The organism is Bradyrhizobium sp. Pa8 (assembly GCF_052588265.1).
Genome location: NZ_CP176767.1, coordinates 5,878,732 through 5,895,453, shown reverse-complemented (window position 1 = coordinate 5,895,453; position 16,722 = coordinate 5,878,732). Strand labels below are relative to the sequence as shown.

Annotated in this window: 14 protein-coding genes; 12 read left to right on the top strand and 2 right to left on the bottom strand. The window is 59.2% G+C overall.

Annotated features, from left to right (window positions below; translation table 11 throughout):
• Positions 1-488 precede the first annotated feature (488 nt).
• Positions 489-1,448, top strand: a complete 960-nt coding sequence (locus ACKWRH_RS27880; RefSeq protein ID WP_445222485.1) for an ArdC family protein — start codon at positions 489-491, stop codon at positions 1,446-1,448.
• 355 nt (positions 1,449-1,803) lie between these two features.
• A complete protein-coding gene (locus tag ACKWRH_RS27875; RefSeq protein ID WP_445216117.1) occupies positions 1,804-1,953 on the top strand; it encodes a hypothetical protein in 150 nt (49 codons plus the stop codon).
• 86 nt (positions 1,954-2,039) lie between these two features.
• Here ACKWRH_RS27875 and ACKWRH_RS27870 read toward each other — a convergent pair whose 3' ends face one another.
• Both ACKWRH_RS27870 and ACKWRH_RS27865 read right to left on the bottom strand, forming a co-directional pair.
• The gene (locus ACKWRH_RS27870; protein ID WP_445216116.1) at positions 2,040-2,678 is read right to left on the bottom strand and encodes an SGNH/GDSL hydrolase family protein; all 639 of its coding nucleotides are present in this window, start codon (positions 2,676-2,678) and stop codon (positions 2,040-2,042) included.
• Positions 2,679-2,767: 89 nt separating this feature from the next.
• Positions 2,768-3,682, bottom strand: a complete 915-nt coding sequence (locus ACKWRH_RS27865; RefSeq protein WP_445216115.1) for a S1/P1 nuclease — start codon at positions 3,680-3,682, stop codon at positions 2,768-2,770.
• 131 nt (positions 3,683-3,813) lie between these two features.
• Here ACKWRH_RS27865 and ACKWRH_RS27860 point away from each other — a divergent pair, with 131 nt between their 5' ends.
• The 10 genes from ACKWRH_RS27860 (at position 3,814) to ACKWRH_RS27815 (ending at position 16,559) form a co-directional block, all read left to right on the top strand.
• A complete protein-coding gene (locus ACKWRH_RS27860) occupies positions 3,814-4,884 on the top strand; it encodes an SLOG cluster 4 domain-containing protein (protein ID WP_445216114.1) in 1,071 nt (356 codons plus the stop codon).
• Between the two features lie 90 nt (positions 4,885-4,974).
• Positions 4,975-5,847, top strand: coding sequence for a DUF1353 domain-containing protein (locus tag ACKWRH_RS27855; RefSeq protein WP_445216113.1), 873 nt, complete (start codon positions 4,975-4,977; stop codon positions 5,845-5,847).
• Positions 5,844-6,704 carry a hypothetical protein gene (locus ACKWRH_RS27850; RefSeq protein ID WP_445216112.1) on the top strand — a complete coding sequence of 287 codons (861 nt, stop codon included), beginning with the start codon at positions 5,844-5,846 and terminating at the stop codon, positions 6,702-6,704. The genes ACKWRH_RS27855 and ACKWRH_RS27850 overlap by 4 nt, the downstream gene beginning before the upstream one ends.
• Positions 6,695-7,660 carry a hypothetical protein gene (locus ACKWRH_RS27845; protein ID WP_445216111.1) on the top strand — a complete coding sequence of 322 codons (966 nt, stop codon included), beginning with the start codon at positions 6,695-6,697 and terminating at the stop codon, positions 7,658-7,660. Before ACKWRH_RS27850 ends, ACKWRH_RS27845 begins: the two co-directional genes overlap by 10 nt.
• Positions 7,661-8,697: 1,037 nt before the next feature.
• Positions 8,698-9,021, top strand: coding sequence for a DUF736 domain-containing protein (locus tag ACKWRH_RS27840; protein WP_445216110.1), 324 nt, complete (start codon positions 8,698-8,700; stop codon positions 9,019-9,021).
• A gap of 100 nt (positions 9,022-9,121) precedes the next feature.
• The gene (locus tag ACKWRH_RS27835) at positions 9,122-9,940 is read left to right on the top strand and encodes a DNA -binding domain-containing protein (protein ID WP_445216109.1); all 819 of its coding nucleotides are present in this window, start codon (positions 9,122-9,124) and stop codon (positions 9,938-9,940) included.
• A gap of 177 nt (positions 9,941-10,117) precedes the next feature.
• On the top strand, positions 10,118-10,336 hold the full coding sequence (locus ACKWRH_RS27830) for a helix-turn-helix domain-containing protein (protein ID WP_254137934.1): 219 nt from the start codon (positions 10,118-10,120) through the stop codon (positions 10,334-10,336).
• On the top strand, positions 10,326-10,865 hold the full coding sequence (locus ACKWRH_RS27825; protein WP_445216108.1) for a S26 family signal peptidase: 540 nt from the start codon (positions 10,326-10,328) through the stop codon (positions 10,863-10,865). The genes ACKWRH_RS27830 and ACKWRH_RS27825 overlap by 11 nt, the downstream gene beginning before the upstream one ends.
• Positions 10,866-11,055: 190 nt before the next feature.
• Complete coding sequence (locus tag ACKWRH_RS27820) at positions 11,056-12,444, top strand: lipase/acyltransferase domain-containing protein (RefSeq protein ID WP_445216107.1); 1,389 nt, start codon at positions 11,056-11,058, stop codon at positions 12,442-12,444.
• Positions 12,417-16,559 (top strand): hypothetical protein, encoded by a 4,143-nt coding sequence (locus tag ACKWRH_RS27815; RefSeq protein WP_445216106.1) that lies wholly within the window; start codon positions 12,417-12,419, stop codon positions 16,557-16,559. Before ACKWRH_RS27820 ends, ACKWRH_RS27815 begins: the two co-directional genes overlap by 28 nt.
• Positions 16,560-16,722: the final 163 nt, after the last annotated feature.

The following is a 16,722-nucleotide window of genomic DNA, read 5'->3' as shown; positions in this document are numbered from 1 at the left end:
ACGCATTGGAAGCAACGGCCTCCAAGGAGACGCTTGGGAAGCAACGCTTACGAGGAATCACCCGAGCCATAAATGCAGAGACTATGTGAGTGCGTCCATTGGGTGGAAGCGGCGCCTGAGCTCGAGCACCCTCTGTGGGAAGGCATCGTCCGGGCCCTAAGTGTGTGGACGGAAAATCTCATGGGCGCTTGGTCCGGAAGCACCGCCACTGGCGCGTTTTGCGGAGCCGGCCGCGGAGCGGCCGGCGCATTTGAGTTGCCCCCTGAAGGCGGGGTGGACGGCGCTCCCGCATAGCCCCGAACCGGCAGGCCGCAACCGCGCCCGTCTCGATCTCTCCTTGCACGCTTTGTTCTTGGGCGCGGTCCTCCGCTGCGCTTCGGCCGTTCCGGTGCAGCCCGCCTCAAATGTTCGGGGCTTTCCGGTCGCTCTTCGCCGCCCACCCCGCCTTCCGGGGGCAGGGCGCGGAAGAAGGGCGAATGGAGATTGTCATGGGCACGAAGAACCGACGCGATGAAACGACCAAGCCGAAACTGAGCCTCTACGAGGAGATTACAACGCACATCGTCGCCGATCTGGAGGCTGGCATCTTCCCATGGGCGCGGCCTTGGGGAGTGGAGGGGGATCAGCTCGCGTTCTCGCTGCCGCGGAACGCTGCGACGGGCAAGGCCTATTCCGGGATCAATATCCTGATCCTCTGGAGCAAGCTTTTTAAGAGCGGCTTTTCCTCGCAGCGCTGGCTGACCTTCAATCAGGCCTCAAACCTCGGCGCCTCCGTACGCAAGGGCGAACACGGCGTGACGGTCTGCTACGCCGACCGCTTCATTCCGAAGCGCGGCCGGGATGGGCAGGGGCAAGCTGGACAAACCAAAAAGGACGAGGGCGAGGCGGCCATTCCTTTCCTGCGCCGCTACACTGTTTTCAACCTCGACCAGTGCGAGCACCTGCCGGACCATCTCACCGCGGAAGCGCTTCCCGCAGGGGAATGCGAGATCGTGCCGCAAGCGCAAGCGCTCGCAGCCGCAACACTTGCCGATATCCGCATTGGCGGCAGCGAGGCCTTCTACGCGCCGTCAACCGATCGCGTGCATATCCCGCAGCAGGCTGCCTTCTTCGAGCAGATCAACTTCTACCGGACGCTGTTTCACGAACTGGGACACTGGACCGGTCACCCCAATCGCTTGAACCGCGACCTCTCGGGTGCCTTCGGCTCCAAACCTTATGCCAAGGAAGAACTCGTAGCCGAACTGACGGCAGCCTTCATCTGCGCAGCTCTCAGCATCAAGCCGACCGTCCGCCATGCCGACTATCTCGGCTCATGGCTGGACGTTCTTCGCGACGACAGCCGGGCGATTTTTCAGGCGGCAAGCAAGGCGTCCAAGGCGGCCGACTTCCTCCTCGCGTTTGGCCCGGGCAACCATTCGACAGCAGTGGAGGCGGCAGCCCCCTGAGTGGAGCCCTCGGTGGGCAGCCTGCTCCGGACGCTTCGCCGCGGCGAGATGTCGAAGCTCGTTGAGGCCTTCTCGATCTGCTCCGCGGCCGCAATGTCATCTTTTGAAGTCGCGGGCAATATGGGCCGCATAACCTCTGCTGCTTGCGCGCGTCTGCGAAATCATTAATCCTTTGTTTACTGGGGGGCTGAGGACGACGATTCGGTCGCGAACACTTGTTTGCGCCCGGATTTATCGCGTCGCGAGTCGCGGACGAGTCAATCCGGGGACTCGCAAATATAGCCGGAAGCCAATCGCGCGACTCGCCCTATGAGTCGATCCAGGCGGTGCGTCGCACCGTATCATGGAGCCGACCATGGCACATCCGTCGAAGGTCTTTCCCGAGCCGTACGCGATCAAGCTAAGGCGCATCTGCCTCGCCCAGATCGTCGTTACCGTCTCGACGCTGACCTCGACGGCGGTGTTGTGCTCCTGCCTCGCATTGGTCGTGAGGGGATTCGACTAGGCGCAAGTTCGAAGAGCAGGAACACCGGTTCGGTTTAACATGGCGCCGTTTGCGCGGGCGCTCGATTTCAGCAAACGCGCCTGGACTCAGACAGCCGCTTCGACCAAGCCGGCGCAAAGGGCTTCGGCTATGCAGTTGTAGCTCCAATCGTTCTGGTGCAGCCAATTGCCGTCGCGATTGCTGATCATCTGATCCATCCGGATACCGCGTTCGACGTGCCAATTGCGCATGATCTCGAAGCGGCGGAACAACGCGACGTCATGCTCTGCCGCGATCATCTCGATGATCCGAAGCATCTCTTGCGTGGCGGCCGTCGGTGTCTCGTCAGGCTGGAGCAGAGCAGGGGCGTATTGGAGATTCATCAGGACGAGGTCGGCCTTGGCCTGCGCCAGATGATCGATGCCCCGGAGAATGGCTGCTCCGACATCGTCCAGAAAATAGTCCTTCCAGGCCGCATTGGTTCCGACCTGCCAAATCACCAAGGCCGGATTAAACGACATGACCTCCTTCTTGAACCGGGCGGCTTCATTCGGCGCTTCATCGCCGTTTACGCCGGCATTGTGCTTGACGAAGTTGCGTCCCGGAAAGCGGACTGCGAGTGCGGCTGCAAGCCTGTCGACATAACCGTTTCCGGGGCTTGCTCCCTCGCCAAAAGTCGAGGAAGAACCAATGGCGACGAAGCTGATGTCGCCTGTCCCACGGAGCGCCTCTGCGAGCCGGGGCAATGGCTGCCCCAGCAAAGTCAGCTCAGATGGCGTATCGCAGCTAGGAGTTTCCGGCATCTTGATCTCCCGATTGCCAATGTTACGCAACGTTACTGGTGCGGAGTGTAAGGGCACTGCGAAGAACTAAAGGCGTCGTTCAGGTATCGCGCAAGCCTTATGCCTGCAAAACCGAGTTGTTGGCTGATAAGCGGAGTGACACGGTCATAGTAGGCCTGGTCAACGGTCGCGCCGGCATCTAGCCAGATATTGAGGGCGATCGCCGCATTGTGGGCATCCTCGGCCCACGCGACCGGATCATCCTTGTTATCGTTCTTGGCTGCATCGCTCGTCAGCCAGCCCGCTTCCAAATCATCAACAAAGGTCGGCCAATTATACTCCATCGCTCGGATCATCGTTGTGTCCCACATCTTGTGGAGATTGTCCGGTGGCGTCGAGCACTTGTCGGCCGAGCAAGTCTTTCCCTTGAATTGCAACTTATCGGTGGTGAATGTGATTCCGTTACCCCCGAGATTCTCCCAGATCGTGTGGAAGGGCTGGTGTATGTCGCCCACGAAGTGGACGGCGAATTTGAGGGCACGAAGCTGCTGATCGCCGGCCGTGCAACGCAACTCGTTTCGCAGGCGCGACAACTCGTTGATCACGCAATCGCCTTGCTCGGGCTTTTCCTTCGGGCACTCAGTCGCCGGATCGTAATGCGCATTCTGCCTTGGAATATCGACAAAATGCCAGTTGTAGGTCCCGTTCGGCTTGCCGTTGTCGTAGCGAACCTCGTCGGCCCATGTTGAAATCGATGCGAGCGACGGCGTCGCATATGGCGTTGCGTTAGAATTGGCTTTGAGGATTTGCGTTATGGCCTGTGCCGCGTTCTGCGACAGCCGCCGTTGAGCAATTTCGGCGACGATCGAATGACCTTCCTCACCCCAGGCCCACGCCTCAGAGGCAAAAATAGTGAAAATCAGGGTGAGAAAAACGCAGCTCTTCGAGAAAGGAAATCGATTGCCCATCACTCGCTCTCCGGTCCGGCGATGAATATTTTTGATCCAATGGCTCGACTTTAGCTAGAACGTCCGTCATATTGCAATCCATCGCTCAAAATGATTTTTTTCGACGCGCCCATATTTGAAGGCCGACATCGATGGCTGGCGAGCTACCTGACTACGGAAAACCGGACAGGCTCTACGATATTGGCGATCTATTGCAGGGATATGATCCAGGCGACGAATTGGCCTTCGTCAAGTCTTGGGACTTCGGTGCCTATCGCCGTTATATTTCTGACGGTACCGCGGCGCCGCGAACGCTCGAAATCAGGCTTGCTCAAGCCGAGCACGACGCACGCATTGCGGAGGCTTTGAAGACATTCTTGACACGCCCGACTGAGCCTACGTTGGTCGGCGTAATGGGCGGACACAGCCTTTCACGCCGGCATTCGGCTTATAGAGCGGTTGCTGAGCTGGGGCGTTACCTGACGCAGCGCGGCTATCTGCTCGTCACGGGGGGCGGGCCCGGCGCAATGGAAGCCACTCACGTTGGCGCTACGTTCGCCTATGCCGATGATGCGGCTTTTGCCCAAGCCCTCGTCACGCTCGGCGAGGAGCCGTCGCTGCCGAAGGGGCTTGGTGACATTTTGACGAAAACCGGAGACCTTGCACCTGGTTATGAGGAGGCCGCGAAAGGCGCCGGTAGATGGCTCAACAAGGGCCTTGAAGTAAGGGACCGCGCTCCGAAGCATCGGGGAGAGAGCCTTGCAATTCCGACCTGGTTTTATGGATCTGAGCCTTCGACACCGTTTGCAGGCGCCTATGCCAAATATTTTCAGAACAGCATACGCGAGGAGGCGCTGATCGCGCAGTCGCGAGCGGGCATCGTTTACGCCCAGGGCGGGGGCGGCGCGTTGCGCGAAGTCTTTCAGGACGTCGAACTCAATTTTTACGCGACGACGGTGGACGATTTCATCCCAATGATTTTCTTCGATCCGGATGGCTTTTGGCAACGAGAGGCCGAATTCGACGTCAGTGGGGTGACACGCCCCGGCATCGATGTACGCAACGTCCTCGAGCGGATCTTCCGCTATGGCCGCAAGGACACCACTCAGATCCTGCAGCGGGTGAAGTTCACGACAAAGTTCGATGAAATCGCAGCGCTGATCGAAACCCGAGTGCACAAGGCTCAGCACGAGCTCGCCGCTATGCTGAATTTCTCTGCCTGATTGCGAAATTCTGCCTGGCGCTAACTGCTGCTGAGCCCGCCTCTTGAGAGGCAGGTAGCTGACGAATATCCGCGACGAAGGATGCGACCAATGAAGCCAATCCGTCTCTTGCGATCTCGCCCGGACTTGACGGACCTGAACGGCCCTTTTGCACCGGTATTGACGAGGCGCCGTCTACTTTCGACCGCGCTAGCCTTAGCCGGGACTGTTGGAACTGGCGGGGTTGCGTGGGCGGAGCCTGTCGATCACTTCGTCGGCGAGTTGGTGCTTCTGGATCTGGATCCAGATGGGCTAAGGTTCACGCTCGGCCAACCTTTCGGATATGTCGATCCCTCCGGCAACATGTGGCAGGCCGAGAAGGGGCTAGTGACCGACGGGGCGTCAATCCCGCGGCCTCTTTGGTCGATCATTGGTGGGCCATTCGAAGGGCAGTACCGACGCGCTGCTGTCATTCATGACTTCTATTGCGATCGAAAGTATCGCGCGTGGGAAAAGGTCCATCGCGTTTTCTACGATGCGATGATCACGGGCGGAGTCAGCACGGTAAAGGCCAAGCTCATGTATTATGCGGTTTGGCGTTTCGGCCCGCGCTGGTCGGTAACCGAAATCGTGCCCTGCGTCCCGGATTCGTCAATCGGAAAGTTCTGTGCGTCGGTCAAGGCGACCTCTGTCGAGCTGTCGGTTGAAAGGCCGATCGTCGAAGAGAAGGACGTCCCGGGTGCAAAGAGTGAGCTAGACGAAGTCGCCGACAAGGTGAGCAAGGGCGATATCTCACTCGATCAGATAGAGAAACTTGCGGACTCCAGGCCGCCAATTCCAAGAACACGATCGATCACCCGCAAGGCAGCGATTTTGTCGTCGGCGCCCGTCAGCCGCTATGAAGACTTCGGCTTGTCGGAGACCACAACGGTCGTCCCTGACCACATGCCTATTCCGGGACTGTTTCCGGGGAATGTTCGGTGAAGAGTCGCCCTGATGGACTTTCACGCAGGGCGGTCATCGGCCTGCTGGCTGCCGCCTCCGTACACCCGGTTCCCGCGCTTTCTCAGACCGCGCGCGCTGAGGAAATTGCGTCCTGCCTGCCTCCGGTACTCTACGCTTCCGCTCCCTCGCAAGCCGCAATCGCTGCCCAGAAGGACGAGATAGCGCGCGAGCGGGCGAACCAAAAAGCCTACTATGTTGGGGCGGAGAAGTTTCTAGCCAATATGGGAGTTGCCGCGAGCAGGCTATGCGCCGCGCTGGAGTTGCCCGCGCCTCATCGGCCAGAGATCATGCTCGCCGAAAGCCCGGCGTGGCGTACGGTCGATCGGCACTTCTCGGGGAGCGATAAGGAAGTTGTGCTGCTCAGCAAGTCAGATGCGATCGTCAAGGGGCAGGCTCCGTCGGGAGATAATATGCTTTTTGCGATCCTGGCCCATGAGCTCGGACACGCCTTCCAGTTCAGTCGGTGTTTCGATCAAGGTGATACCTCATTCATTCAAGCAGGCGGCATCATCCGGCCTCTCCGCGATATCGAACTTCACGCCGACTATATGGCGGGTTTCTCCCTTGCGAGAGCGGAAGAGCGTTACGGACGGCCCGAGGATCTTCTGCGCAGGTTCTCCGATACGATCCTGAATCTTGGAGATTTCAACTTCCGCCCCTGCTTACATCACGGCACACCGGCCGAGCGGTACACCATGATGATGAAGGGCTATATCGAAGCCCAACGCTCGCCGACACTTGGTGCGCCCCGCGCATCCGCGATCGGCCTTGCTCTGCTCGATGGCCAACTGTCGGCCCCTCAGGTCCGCAACGTCGGAGATGACGTATGCAAGTAGTGCGACTCGTTCTTCTCATCGTTCTGCTGTCGATGCCGCGTGTCGCGGCTGCGGCCTGCGAACAAGTCTGCTATCCCGGTCTGCCCTGCCAAGGTACCGAAATCGGCGGCGAGCGGACGATCACCGAGGACCTGTGTTCGGGTGATCTGGTGCTCATGGATGGCGCTCGATTGATCCTGGAGGGAGACGGGAGCCGTCTCATCAGTGCTGAAAGATCCCTCAAGATTGTCGGATCTGCGGAGATTTTGACGGCGTCTTGCCTTGCCACGACTTCCAAACCTGCCAAGGCCAATTCGCCCGCTTCGGCCAATCCTTTTGATCGCGGTCCCGGCAGCAACGGCCCGGGCGATGCGACTGCCGGACGAAACGGACCGAACGGAGGCGATGGTACAAATGGGACCGTCGGCGCGCGAGGACAAAACGCGGGATCGATAGATCTGGCCTTCGCGGAGTTTGCGGGAGGATCAATCAAGATCTGCGCGCACGGAAGCAACGGGACTCCCGGGCAAGATGGTGGTGATGGCGCGGCGGGCGGTAATGGCGAGCAAGGCGGGCGAGCAATACCCGGACAGCCGTTCGGTTGCGCATCTGGGCCTGGCGATGGCGGAAACGGCGGAAACGGCGGAAGCGCAGGCCGCGGTGGCGATGGGGGAGACGGCGGTGTCGGCGGCACCGTAACGCTCGCCGTTCCTTCAAGTATCGAAGGCAATGTCCGAGAGATGCTTTCGAAACAGATTGTCGTCGACGTTTCGGGGGGACGGCCCGGCGAAAAGGGATTGGCGGGTAGCGCGGGAGCAGCCGGCAAGTTCGGTTACGGCGGTCGTGGAGCGAAGGGGTGTGACGGGCGGGAGGAGCAGCGGAAGGGGCATGATGGCGCACCCGGTCCAGCTGCTGCGAACGGTCGCGATGGACGAGCAGGAGCCGACGGCAAGGTCGTCGTGGATGCCAAGAATTAGGTGGAGCACGGACCTAGAAGAAGCGAAATGGCCGGACCGCGTGACGCGCGATCCGGCTCAACGATTGAAGCGATCATTCCGGCCAACGCCGAGGCTCAAACAGTGCGGAAGTGATCCGCAAGAGGCAACTTGGCTGGAATGAAGCTTAGCTCTTCGGCAGAAGAACTACTTCTTCTTCTTGGCCTTCTTCACGGTCTTCTTCGCAGCAGTCTTCTTCGCCTTCTTGGCCATGAGCCCTCCGTCAATCCTCAAAGAAAATGCAGACCGGGAATCGGTTTGCACATAAACCAATGTACATCGGATTTGCATAATTGACACCGGCGGCGCGGTTTCACTCGGCGTTCGAGTCGTTGACGGGCTTATTGTGCGTATGCATGAGCAGAGAAGTCCTCCCGATCGCCAGTCGGCATCACCGAGTAAAATGGTCCCCACGACTTTCGCTCGCCGACCCAACTCGTCGCCTGATGATCGGAGAGCCATCGCGGGCGAAGGACTGTCATTCCTGTCTGGCCACCGTCGAATGTTCGAGAGCTTAAGGGCAGCCCTCAAGCGTTTGGAGCAAAGAAGTCATGGTCTTGGCTGCGATCTTTCCGACGGGCGACATCCGGGTGCTCTGCTCTCGACGGCTTGGGTCGTGACGCGGAAGCCGCGATGGGCTCGGGCGGCTATTCCCGAGGGGATCGTCGCCGCCTGCATGCAGAGAATCTCGCGAGCTACCCTCGTGCCGGCGGTCGTTCTCGGTGGCGGCCTGTTGGGCAAATTTTGTCCTCTTGTTGCCTGCGGGTCCGATCTCCCTGCGGGTGGCTGAGAGACCTATGGGAAGCGTCTCGCCTGCCAAAACCCTCGCAGCCGGCTTTTTTCCCCGCCGGACAAGTCCGGCTCCTCGCGGCCGCTTCGCTTCAAAAAAGCCGTCGGCTCAGGTGCTCCGCATGCGCTACGCCCCGCGAAAGGCGCGGGTTCGAAGGCGTTACGCTCCCCATCACGGTCTTGCCATCGCGAGGGGATCGGCTCCTCGCGAACAACAAGAGGACAAGACCATGACCGCAATCGGATACGTCACCAAGAACGACAATGGCAGCTACAAGGGCCAGCTCCGCACCGTCTCCATCCGGGCCGACATCGACATCATCCCCAACCGCGACAAGACCGCAGACACCCATCCCGATTTTCGCGTCATGACGGGGAACGTCGAGATCGGGGCAGGCTGGATACGCCGCGGCGAGAACAGCGGCAAGGACTATGTGAGCCTCTCACTGGCGGCGCCCGAGTTCGGTCCGCGCAAGCTCTACGCCAATCTCGGACGGGCTGCTGGTCAGGACGACGACAGCGTCTTCGCCCTGATCTGGAACCCGGTCGACTGACGACGAACTGCTCCCGCGGGCAACTCCCGCGGGGGCCGCTCTCTTGCACCCCGATTGACCGGAACGATTGGAAGGAGGACATTCTCGACGGGGCAATCCATTGACCAATCCGATCTCGCATTCGCGCCGCGACGCCGGCGACAACATCGCTGCCTGCAATCTCGTCGCGTACGACGGGAGCGACTGGGCATGGGAATTCCTGCGCAGAAACGAGGACTACAAGGCCGACTGGCGTTCCTCTGTGCCGCGGCACCTGCCGTGCATCACTTTGATCGACGGCACGCGCCTGTTGCGCCTGCCGCGGCGCTTTCCCCGTGCCGAGAAATGGGGCCTCTCGGCCTTCGCCGATCCGCGCCTCGGCGCCCATCAGGCGCCCGTGTTCTGGCACGCGAATGCCCTCAAACGGATCGTTCGCGTGAACGCGACCAGGCCGACGCCGGAAAGCAAAACCGCTTCATTGACCCTGGCAAATTTCCGGGTGGACCGACACGCGGTCATTGGTGTCGATGGCGTGCCGCTCGTGCTGATGAAGGGCGGTGGCGTCCACGTTCCCATCGCGATACATGGCTTGCGGGTCCTGACACTGCCCTTTGCTCCGGTGTTCGAGCTGAACGACCTTGCCGATATTGTCGCGCAGACAGAGCTCTTGAAGCAGCTGAAGCGCTTCGCAGAACCTAGCTTCCAGAAGGAGCAAAGGCCACCATTTGCGAATGACGAGCGTTTGCAGCATGCGCTCATTGCGCTCGATGAGAGCCTTCGCGGCAAGACGTATCGGGAGATCGCAATGACGATCTTCGGAGAGAAGAAAGTCACTGAGGACTGGCGCAGCCATAGTCAATTCTTGAAGGACCGCACGCGACGGCTTGTCGCAAAGGGCACCGAGCTGATGAAGGGCGGCTACCGAGATCTCTTGGGTTAACCAGAACTTACCGAAATAGCTGACTGGCTCAGTTCCTCGCTCGCTAGACCAATTTTGCGCGCGCTAGTGGCGAAATGCGCCGGGCGAAATATCGCCACTCCCTAAATTGCCCCCGATCGGACGACGCTTCTTCACACACTCACGGGTTGCGTGTCTGTAGGAAGGAACACTTCTGCAATGACGGGACAGGATGACAAGGCTTCCGACAAGCCTTTCCTCAACACCAAGGAAGCTGCCGCCTGGCTGCGGCTGACCAAGAACACCCTCGAGAAAATGCGGGTCGACGGAAGGGGCCCAGCCTATCGCAAGCACGGACGCTATGTCCGCTATCACATCGAAGACCTCGTCGAGTATTCCGAGGCCAGCAAGCGGAGGTCGACCTCCGATGCTGATTGATCGCAACAGACCATGGCGCCAGCTGGCCGTACTGTCGGCCATGTCCGCCAGCACCGTCGCAGCCCTGGTGTCCTTCGCACCCCAGGAGCCTCTTGTGATCTACAACGCTTCCGGCAGCGCGCCGTTCGGCTTCTATTACGTCGAGCCGCGAGCGCCGGCGCGAGGCGAACTGGCTGTCTACAGGCCATCGCCGGGGATCGAACTCCTGCTCCTCGCTCATGAGGTCTTGCCGGCGCCTGTGCCGCTCCTCAAGCAGGTCGTGGCCGGCGCCGGCGATGAAGTCTGCCGCGCCACGACGCCGATCGGGACCGTCTCGATCAACGGCAAGGTCACCGCCGAGGTCCAGGAAAAGGACCGGGCAGGGCGGCCGCTGCCATCTTGGGAGGGATGCTTCAGGCTCGTCAATGGGGAGTACTTCCTGATGCAGCCGCACCCGCATTCGTTCGACTCGAGGTACTTCGGGCCGGTGCTTCGGTGCGATATCATCGGGGCTGCACGTCCCCTTTGGACATGGAACCCTCCCATATAGCTCAACAGTCAACTTGCTTCAGAGTTCGGCACAGCGAGGTGGCGGTCCGATTCAAGAGCCGGATCGCGTCCAAAAAAACGTTGCGCTCTCCTTCTATTGTAGGTTTTAATTTACCCGATTGCTTGCGTTACGTTTTTGAAGGTCATCGATTGATTTTCCGCGAGTGCAGAACATGCCGCAGCAACAGCCTATGTCTGACCTGATCGTCCTTATTCCTGGACTGATGGGTTCAGTTTTGGTCAAGGATGGAAAGGAAATTTGGGCGGCCTCTGGACGAACAGCCCTCAAAAATCTCTTTCACTTGAAGGGTTCAGTTACCGAACTCAAACTTCCGAAAGGGCTCGGTGCCGGTGACCCAAAGGACGGCGTCACTGCTCCCTACGTGCTGCCGCAGCTGGCCGTGTTGCCAACTTTTTGGAAGGCTGACGGCTACGGTCGCTGGGCCGCCTTCATTCGTGAGCGTTTCACGATCACAATCGCCACCCCTACACAGGCTGGCAACTTTCTTGAATTTCCCTATGACTGGCGCCTTTCCAGCGAGCACAACGCCACCCGGCTCGCGGAGCTGGTCGTCCCGGCTCTCGAACGTTGGCGCAAACTCTCGCAAAATAACGGAGCCAAGCTAATCCTCATCGGCCATTCGATGGGTGGCCTGATCGCCCGTCACTTTTGCGAGGTGCTTGGCGGCCGTGATCTGACCCGAAAACTAATCACCGTCGGCACGCCTTATGGCGGCTCGATCAATGCCCTTGAGACATTGGTGAACGGGCTATCGTTCAAAGCGCTGGGTCTGTCGCTCGGAGAGCTGGTGCGGAGTTTTCCATCAGTCTACGAACTGCTTCCGACTTACAAATGTCTCGATGTGGGTCAGGGAGAATTGGCAGAACTCGATAAGATCGCCACCGACCTCCTCCCCGAGCAACTCGACCGTGGCAATCTCGCGCAAGCCTTCAAGTTCCACGAGCGAATCAACAATAGTGTCGAGGCCAATCCCACGTTCCAGACGTTTGCGATCAAGGGAATTGACCAGCCCACGAAGCAATCAGCGCTCCTGCGTAATGGCAAAATTGAATCTTCTCTTCATCACAAGGGCACCGACTATGGCGGCGATGGGACAGTGCCACGGCCGTGCGCCCATCCGCCTGAGTGGGGTAATGATGACGGCGCCGCGATCTTTGCTTCGCAATCGCATGCGCTCCTGCAATCGACGGATTCCATCCTTAAGCAGCTGTTTGGGATGATGTCGGATCAGCTTGGCGGATTCATGGGAGTTGAGAGCGGACTTGGTCTCGGGGTTCCGGAAACCGTCGACGCTGGAATGCCATTCCTGGTGAACGTCCGGTCGGTCGGCGGCGATGCAGGCCTTGCACTTCAGGTCACAGCCCACGATGAAGAGGGCGCTGAAACTAGCCCGCCGAAGTTGATGAAGACACTAGGCGATGGGACTTACAGTGTGACCCTCGATGGCCTGGCCCCCGGGGCACATCGCATTACCGTTGGGTCAGCGTCCCCCCTCGTTCCCCTCGATCCCGTCGCCGACTGGACCTTGGCATGGGCGACGGTGGGCGCGCCGCCATGAAGGCCCATGCACTCATTGTCACTCAAACAAAGTACGATCATTGGCAAAGTCTCGAAGCTGCGGCTTCAAGCGCCGTCAGTCTCGCGGCCGATTTGGGAAACAGCGAGTACAAGATTGGCGACGCACAACTTATCACGGGTGGTACGGCAAACGAAATCAGAAAAAATCTGACGGCGTGGATTAAGGGGCTACCGGCCGGATCACGCGCTGTCGCATTGTGGACCGGCCATGGCAAGAATGAGCTTGGGAAACACTATCTCATCTGCCGCGATACGCCGAAGGACAGTATCGACTTCGACAACGCGGTAGATACGGCTTCAATCGGAGCTGTTATTGCGCAGTCTAAGGCACGCTCCATCCTCTTGATCGTCGACTCCTGCCATGCAGGCCTGGGAACAAATGACATCGTAAAGGAGTTGGATAAGGCTCTTGGCACGCAAGCGCCGAACAAGCAGTTTTCCTTTGCAATCCTGGCATCCGCTCACGGCCTGGAAAGGGCCAAGGATAATATCTTCCTCTCCGCCCTTCGCGACGCGCTGCTTCACCCACAGCTTTCTCCCGAGCAGCGACGATGGACGGACAACAGCGAATACATCAAGCCAGATGACCTTAGCGATGCGTGCATCGCCCTCATGCCGAAAGATTTTAGCAACCCGCAGTTTCGGGCCGGCGGTTCGCAAGCGGAGATTCTGCCAAACCCCCGCTATCGTGCCGGGCTTCCTGCGCAAAACGTTGAAGAGCGTACTTGGCGCCTGTCGGCTTCCGAGGCTGCTGCGCCGCTCAACCTTGCAGCGCGCGGGGTCGAAGTAGGTGAGCAAGGTTGGTATTTCACCGGGCGCGAGCGGATACAGACCGAACTGATCAATTGGCTTAACGGTCGTGGTTTCGGCCTGTGCATCGTCACCGGGCCCGCAGGATCCGGCAAATCGGCGGTGATAGGTCGTATCGTCTTGCTGTCCGACGATGAGTATCGACGACGCTTGGTTGAAGCGGGAGAGCTCAGCCCAGACGAGAGAAGCCTTCCACCCCTTGGGATCATTGACGTCGCAATTCATGCAAAAGGCAAGACGTTGGACGAGTGCGCTCGCGCGCTCTGCAAAGCTTTGCGAATCGAGTTGCCCGAGGTCGACGCAGTCCGCGCTGACGAGGTGCTCGCCAAGATTATTGCGCTCGACCGGCCAGCCATAACCGTCGTGTTCGACGCATTGGACGAAGCCGCGGAAGGACATAGTGCCACAATTGCCTCCGACCTGATTGGTCCATTGACGCATATTCGCGCCGTTCGCGTGCTTGTTGGAACGCGCCGCAGCCTCGATGGATCAGTAGTTCCCAAGACGGAAGAACGCCACGAGCGATTGCGAAAGGCATTTGGCCGCGAGGCGCTCATTTATGATCTCGACGACGAAGCCGCCAGCGAAGACGATATCCGCGAGTACGTCTACCGCCGCCTGCTGGATGTGGAATCCTTGCGTAAGAAAGGGCCTGACTGGTTGGCATCGATCGCAGGTCGTGTCGCTGCGCGCTCAAATGGTGTCTTTCTTTACGCGCGGATCGTCTCGCGCACGATCCGTGAGCGAGGAGATATCGAGGGAGAGTTACCAGCGACCGCGCTCGCTGCATTTGAGCAAGATCTGCGCGCCCGATTTGGCGGGAGCGAAACGCGGGTCAATGACTTGCTGCAGGCCCTCGCATGGGCCGAAGGACAGGGATTGAGCCGGCATGTATGGGCTGCGGTCGCGAGTGCTAGCTCGCGCGAGACAATAGAATACAGCGATGCAGATGTCGCTTGGGTGCTTGGTAGGGCCGGTTGGCATATCGTCGAGGCGGGAGAGGATGGTCAGGCTGTTTATCGATTAGCACATCAGTCGCTGGCCGATCACTATCAATTTGGGCGAGGAGCCGCAGGCGTGCAGGCTCGAATCGTCAGCGCTCTTGGCGGCACAATAACTGGCGAGCAATGGTTGGAGGCCGATCGATATCTCTGGCGATATCTTGCCGATCATGCTGCGAAGGCCGGCCTCCTGCACAAACTTATCGGCGATGCGGGGTTTCTCGCCGTGGCTGACCCCGTTCGTCTCGCGCAGTTAATCTGGAACGAACCCTACGGTGAATCTTGGCGCGCCGGCGAGATCTATTCCCGGGTCTCTGACCGCTTAATTGGGAGAACGCCGGCAGAGCGCCTGCCGCTTATCCATTTGACCGCGCAAATGGAGGACCCGGAATTTGCCGTCGAGTTGGCGCCGCCCGTCCCAGTCGCGTGGCGCTGCCGATGGGCCAGGGTCAGACCGACTGCACCTCATCGCGTGATAGGCCATCATCATGCAGAAGTAGGTGGCGTTGCCTTTGGAGAAATTGACGGTCGGCCGACCGTCGTGTCGCTTGATCAGCTTGGTTCATTGCGATTATGGGATGCGCGCAACGGTTTGGCCATTGGTAGTCCTTTGCAGGTACATCGAGCTGAGAGTGAGCCGCTTACTGGTTTTAGGGCCCAAGCCGTTGCGCTCTCGTCCTTGAACGATAGGCCCGTGATTGTCGCGATTGGCGGCGGAGCGGTGAGCCTCTTCGACGTTCGGAAAGGTGAGTGGCTAAAGAAGGACAAGTACCCCTCTAATGCACCGTACGTTCTCTCGGTCGGGACGGTTGATGGCCGGCCAGTCTGCTTGGCGGCCGATAGAGCGCGTAAGATTCGGCTCTACGATGCCCTTGAGCTTACTCCTATTGGTCCCGCAATCGATATCCGCTTGGGACTCTTCAACGCGATTGCGATCGGAGAGTTGTTCGATCACACGGCGATCGTGGTCGCGACAACGGACGGCCGAATAAGGGTGTTTGACGCAAATACCGGACACTCGCTGTCGCGTCGAAGTCCGGCAATCGATTTAAGATGTGGCGCAATAGCGCTGGCCACATTGCATCAACCGTTCATTGCTCGCGGCTGTCTGGATAATGCGATTAGGTTGTGCGATGGCGTGACTGGGCAGAATGTTGGTGTTCCGGTGTCGGGGCATGCTGGTTGGGTGAAGTCAGCGGCGTTTGGCCTTCTAGATAATCGGCTGATCCTTCTTTCTGGCGCATCGGATCAGACCGTTCGGCTGTGGGACTTAGGCATGCTCAATACTGCGACCGATGTTGACGCCAATTTGCACGTGCAGGACGTCTCTGCTGTTGCCGCGGCCAATGCATCAGGCAAGCCCATGGTTGTATCAGCAAGCAGTGATGGGATCCGACTTTGGGACGGAAAGACAGGTCGGCACATCAAAAAATTTCATGAAAGACCGGTTCGACGATTCATTGAGACAGTACGAAAGACCTGGAGCAGGAGGAAGAACCCCAATCGTGGTAGGTCGCACGGTGAGATCAATGCAATCGCGATTGGCGATGTGAGGGGCAAGACAATTGTTGTCGAAGCGCGCGACGATCATACCATTCGGCGCTGGGATGCGCAGACCGGAGCTCAGATTGGCCTGGCGTTGCTTGGACATACCTCGTCGATTCGTTCGGTGGCTATATCCGGCGATAGTCGCGATACATTGATCGTTTCTGGTAGTTTTGACGGAACAGTTCGGCTGTGGAGACCCGACTCGAGTGCAACGAAGAAGCGGACGTTGCTAGAAGGAAAGGAGAATGTGCATGAAGCTGCTTTTGGCGAAATCGCTGGCAGGTCGGTCGTGGTGTCCGCGGGAAGTCCCCACACGATCAAGGTCTTCGATACTATCACCGGCGAAGTAGTTGGGAACGACCTAACGACGGATTGGTATTGGTTCAATGCAATGGCGCTGGGCTCCTTGGCCGGGCGCCCAGTGGTCGCAGGAGGTGACCAGAATGGGCTCGTCTGGCTGTGGATGCTCGATACGCGGACGCCCATCGGTGAACCGCTTGGACGGCATGCCGACGGCGTGAATGCCGTAGCGTTCTGCGAAAGAGATAGCAGGCTCTTTCTGTTCTCCGCGGGCTGGGATCGCAGCATTCGCATTTGGGAAGTCCAGTCTAACGGCGCGATTCCGATTGATACGATTGCGATTCAGGACGGTGTTTCATCGCTTGCGTCGGACGGCAACGGCGGTGTTGTCGTAGGCGTGAACCGCGGCGTTCTAATTATCGATCCGGACGCGTAATTGGGCAATTCGGAACCTTCAGAGTTTGCGCGGAGCGTTGCCGCTAGTCAGCTTTGGTCGCCAGCCGACCCAATTGAGTGCTGCAAACCGCTCTTGCGACAGCACATATGTCTCCCAAAAACTAGAGGCAGGGCACCAGTTAATGGGAAGTCGGGAATGCCGC

Bases quoted from the DNA above. Each gene is read 5' to 3' on its own strand.
- ACKWRH_RS27880 (WP_445222485.1), top strand. From the start codon at position 489: ATGGGCACGAAGAACCGACGCGATGAAACGACCAAGCCGAAACTGAGC.
- ACKWRH_RS27875 (WP_445216117.1), top strand. From the start codon at position 1,804: ATGGCACATCCGTCGAAGGTCTTTCCCGAGCCGTACGCGATCAAGCTA.
- ACKWRH_RS27865 (WP_445216115.1), bottom strand. From the start codon at position 3,682: ATGGGCAATCGATTTCCTTTCTCGAAGAGCTGCGTTTTTCTCACCCTG.
- ACKWRH_RS27860 (WP_445216114.1), top strand. From the start codon at position 3,814: ATGGCTGGCGAGCTACCTGACTACGGAAAACCGGACAGGCTCTACGAT.
- ACKWRH_RS27855 (WP_445216113.1), top strand. From the start codon at position 4,975: ATGAAGCCAATCCGTCTCTTGCGATCTCGCCCGGACTTGACGGACCTG.
- ACKWRH_RS27845 (WP_445216111.1), top strand. From the start codon at position 6,695: ATGCAAGTAGTGCGACTCGTTCTTCTCATCGTTCTGCTGTCGATGCCG.
- ACKWRH_RS27840 (WP_445216110.1), top strand. From the start codon at position 8,698: ATGACCGCAATCGGATACGTCACCAAGAACGACAATGGCAGCTACAAG.
- ACKWRH_RS27830 (WP_254137934.1), top strand. From the start codon at position 10,118: ATGACGGGACAGGATGACAAGGCTTCCGACAAGCCTTTCCTCAACACC.
- ACKWRH_RS27825 (WP_445216108.1), top strand. From the start codon at position 10,326: ATGCTGATTGATCGCAACAGACCATGGCGCCAGCTGGCCGTACTGTCG.
- ACKWRH_RS27820 (WP_445216107.1), top strand. From the start codon at position 11,056: ATGTCTGACCTGATCGTCCTTATTCCTGGACTGATGGGTTCAGTTTTG.
- ACKWRH_RS27815 (WP_445216106.1), top strand. From the start codon at position 12,417: ATGGGCGACGGTGGGCGCGCCGCCATGAAGGCCCATGCACTCATTGTC.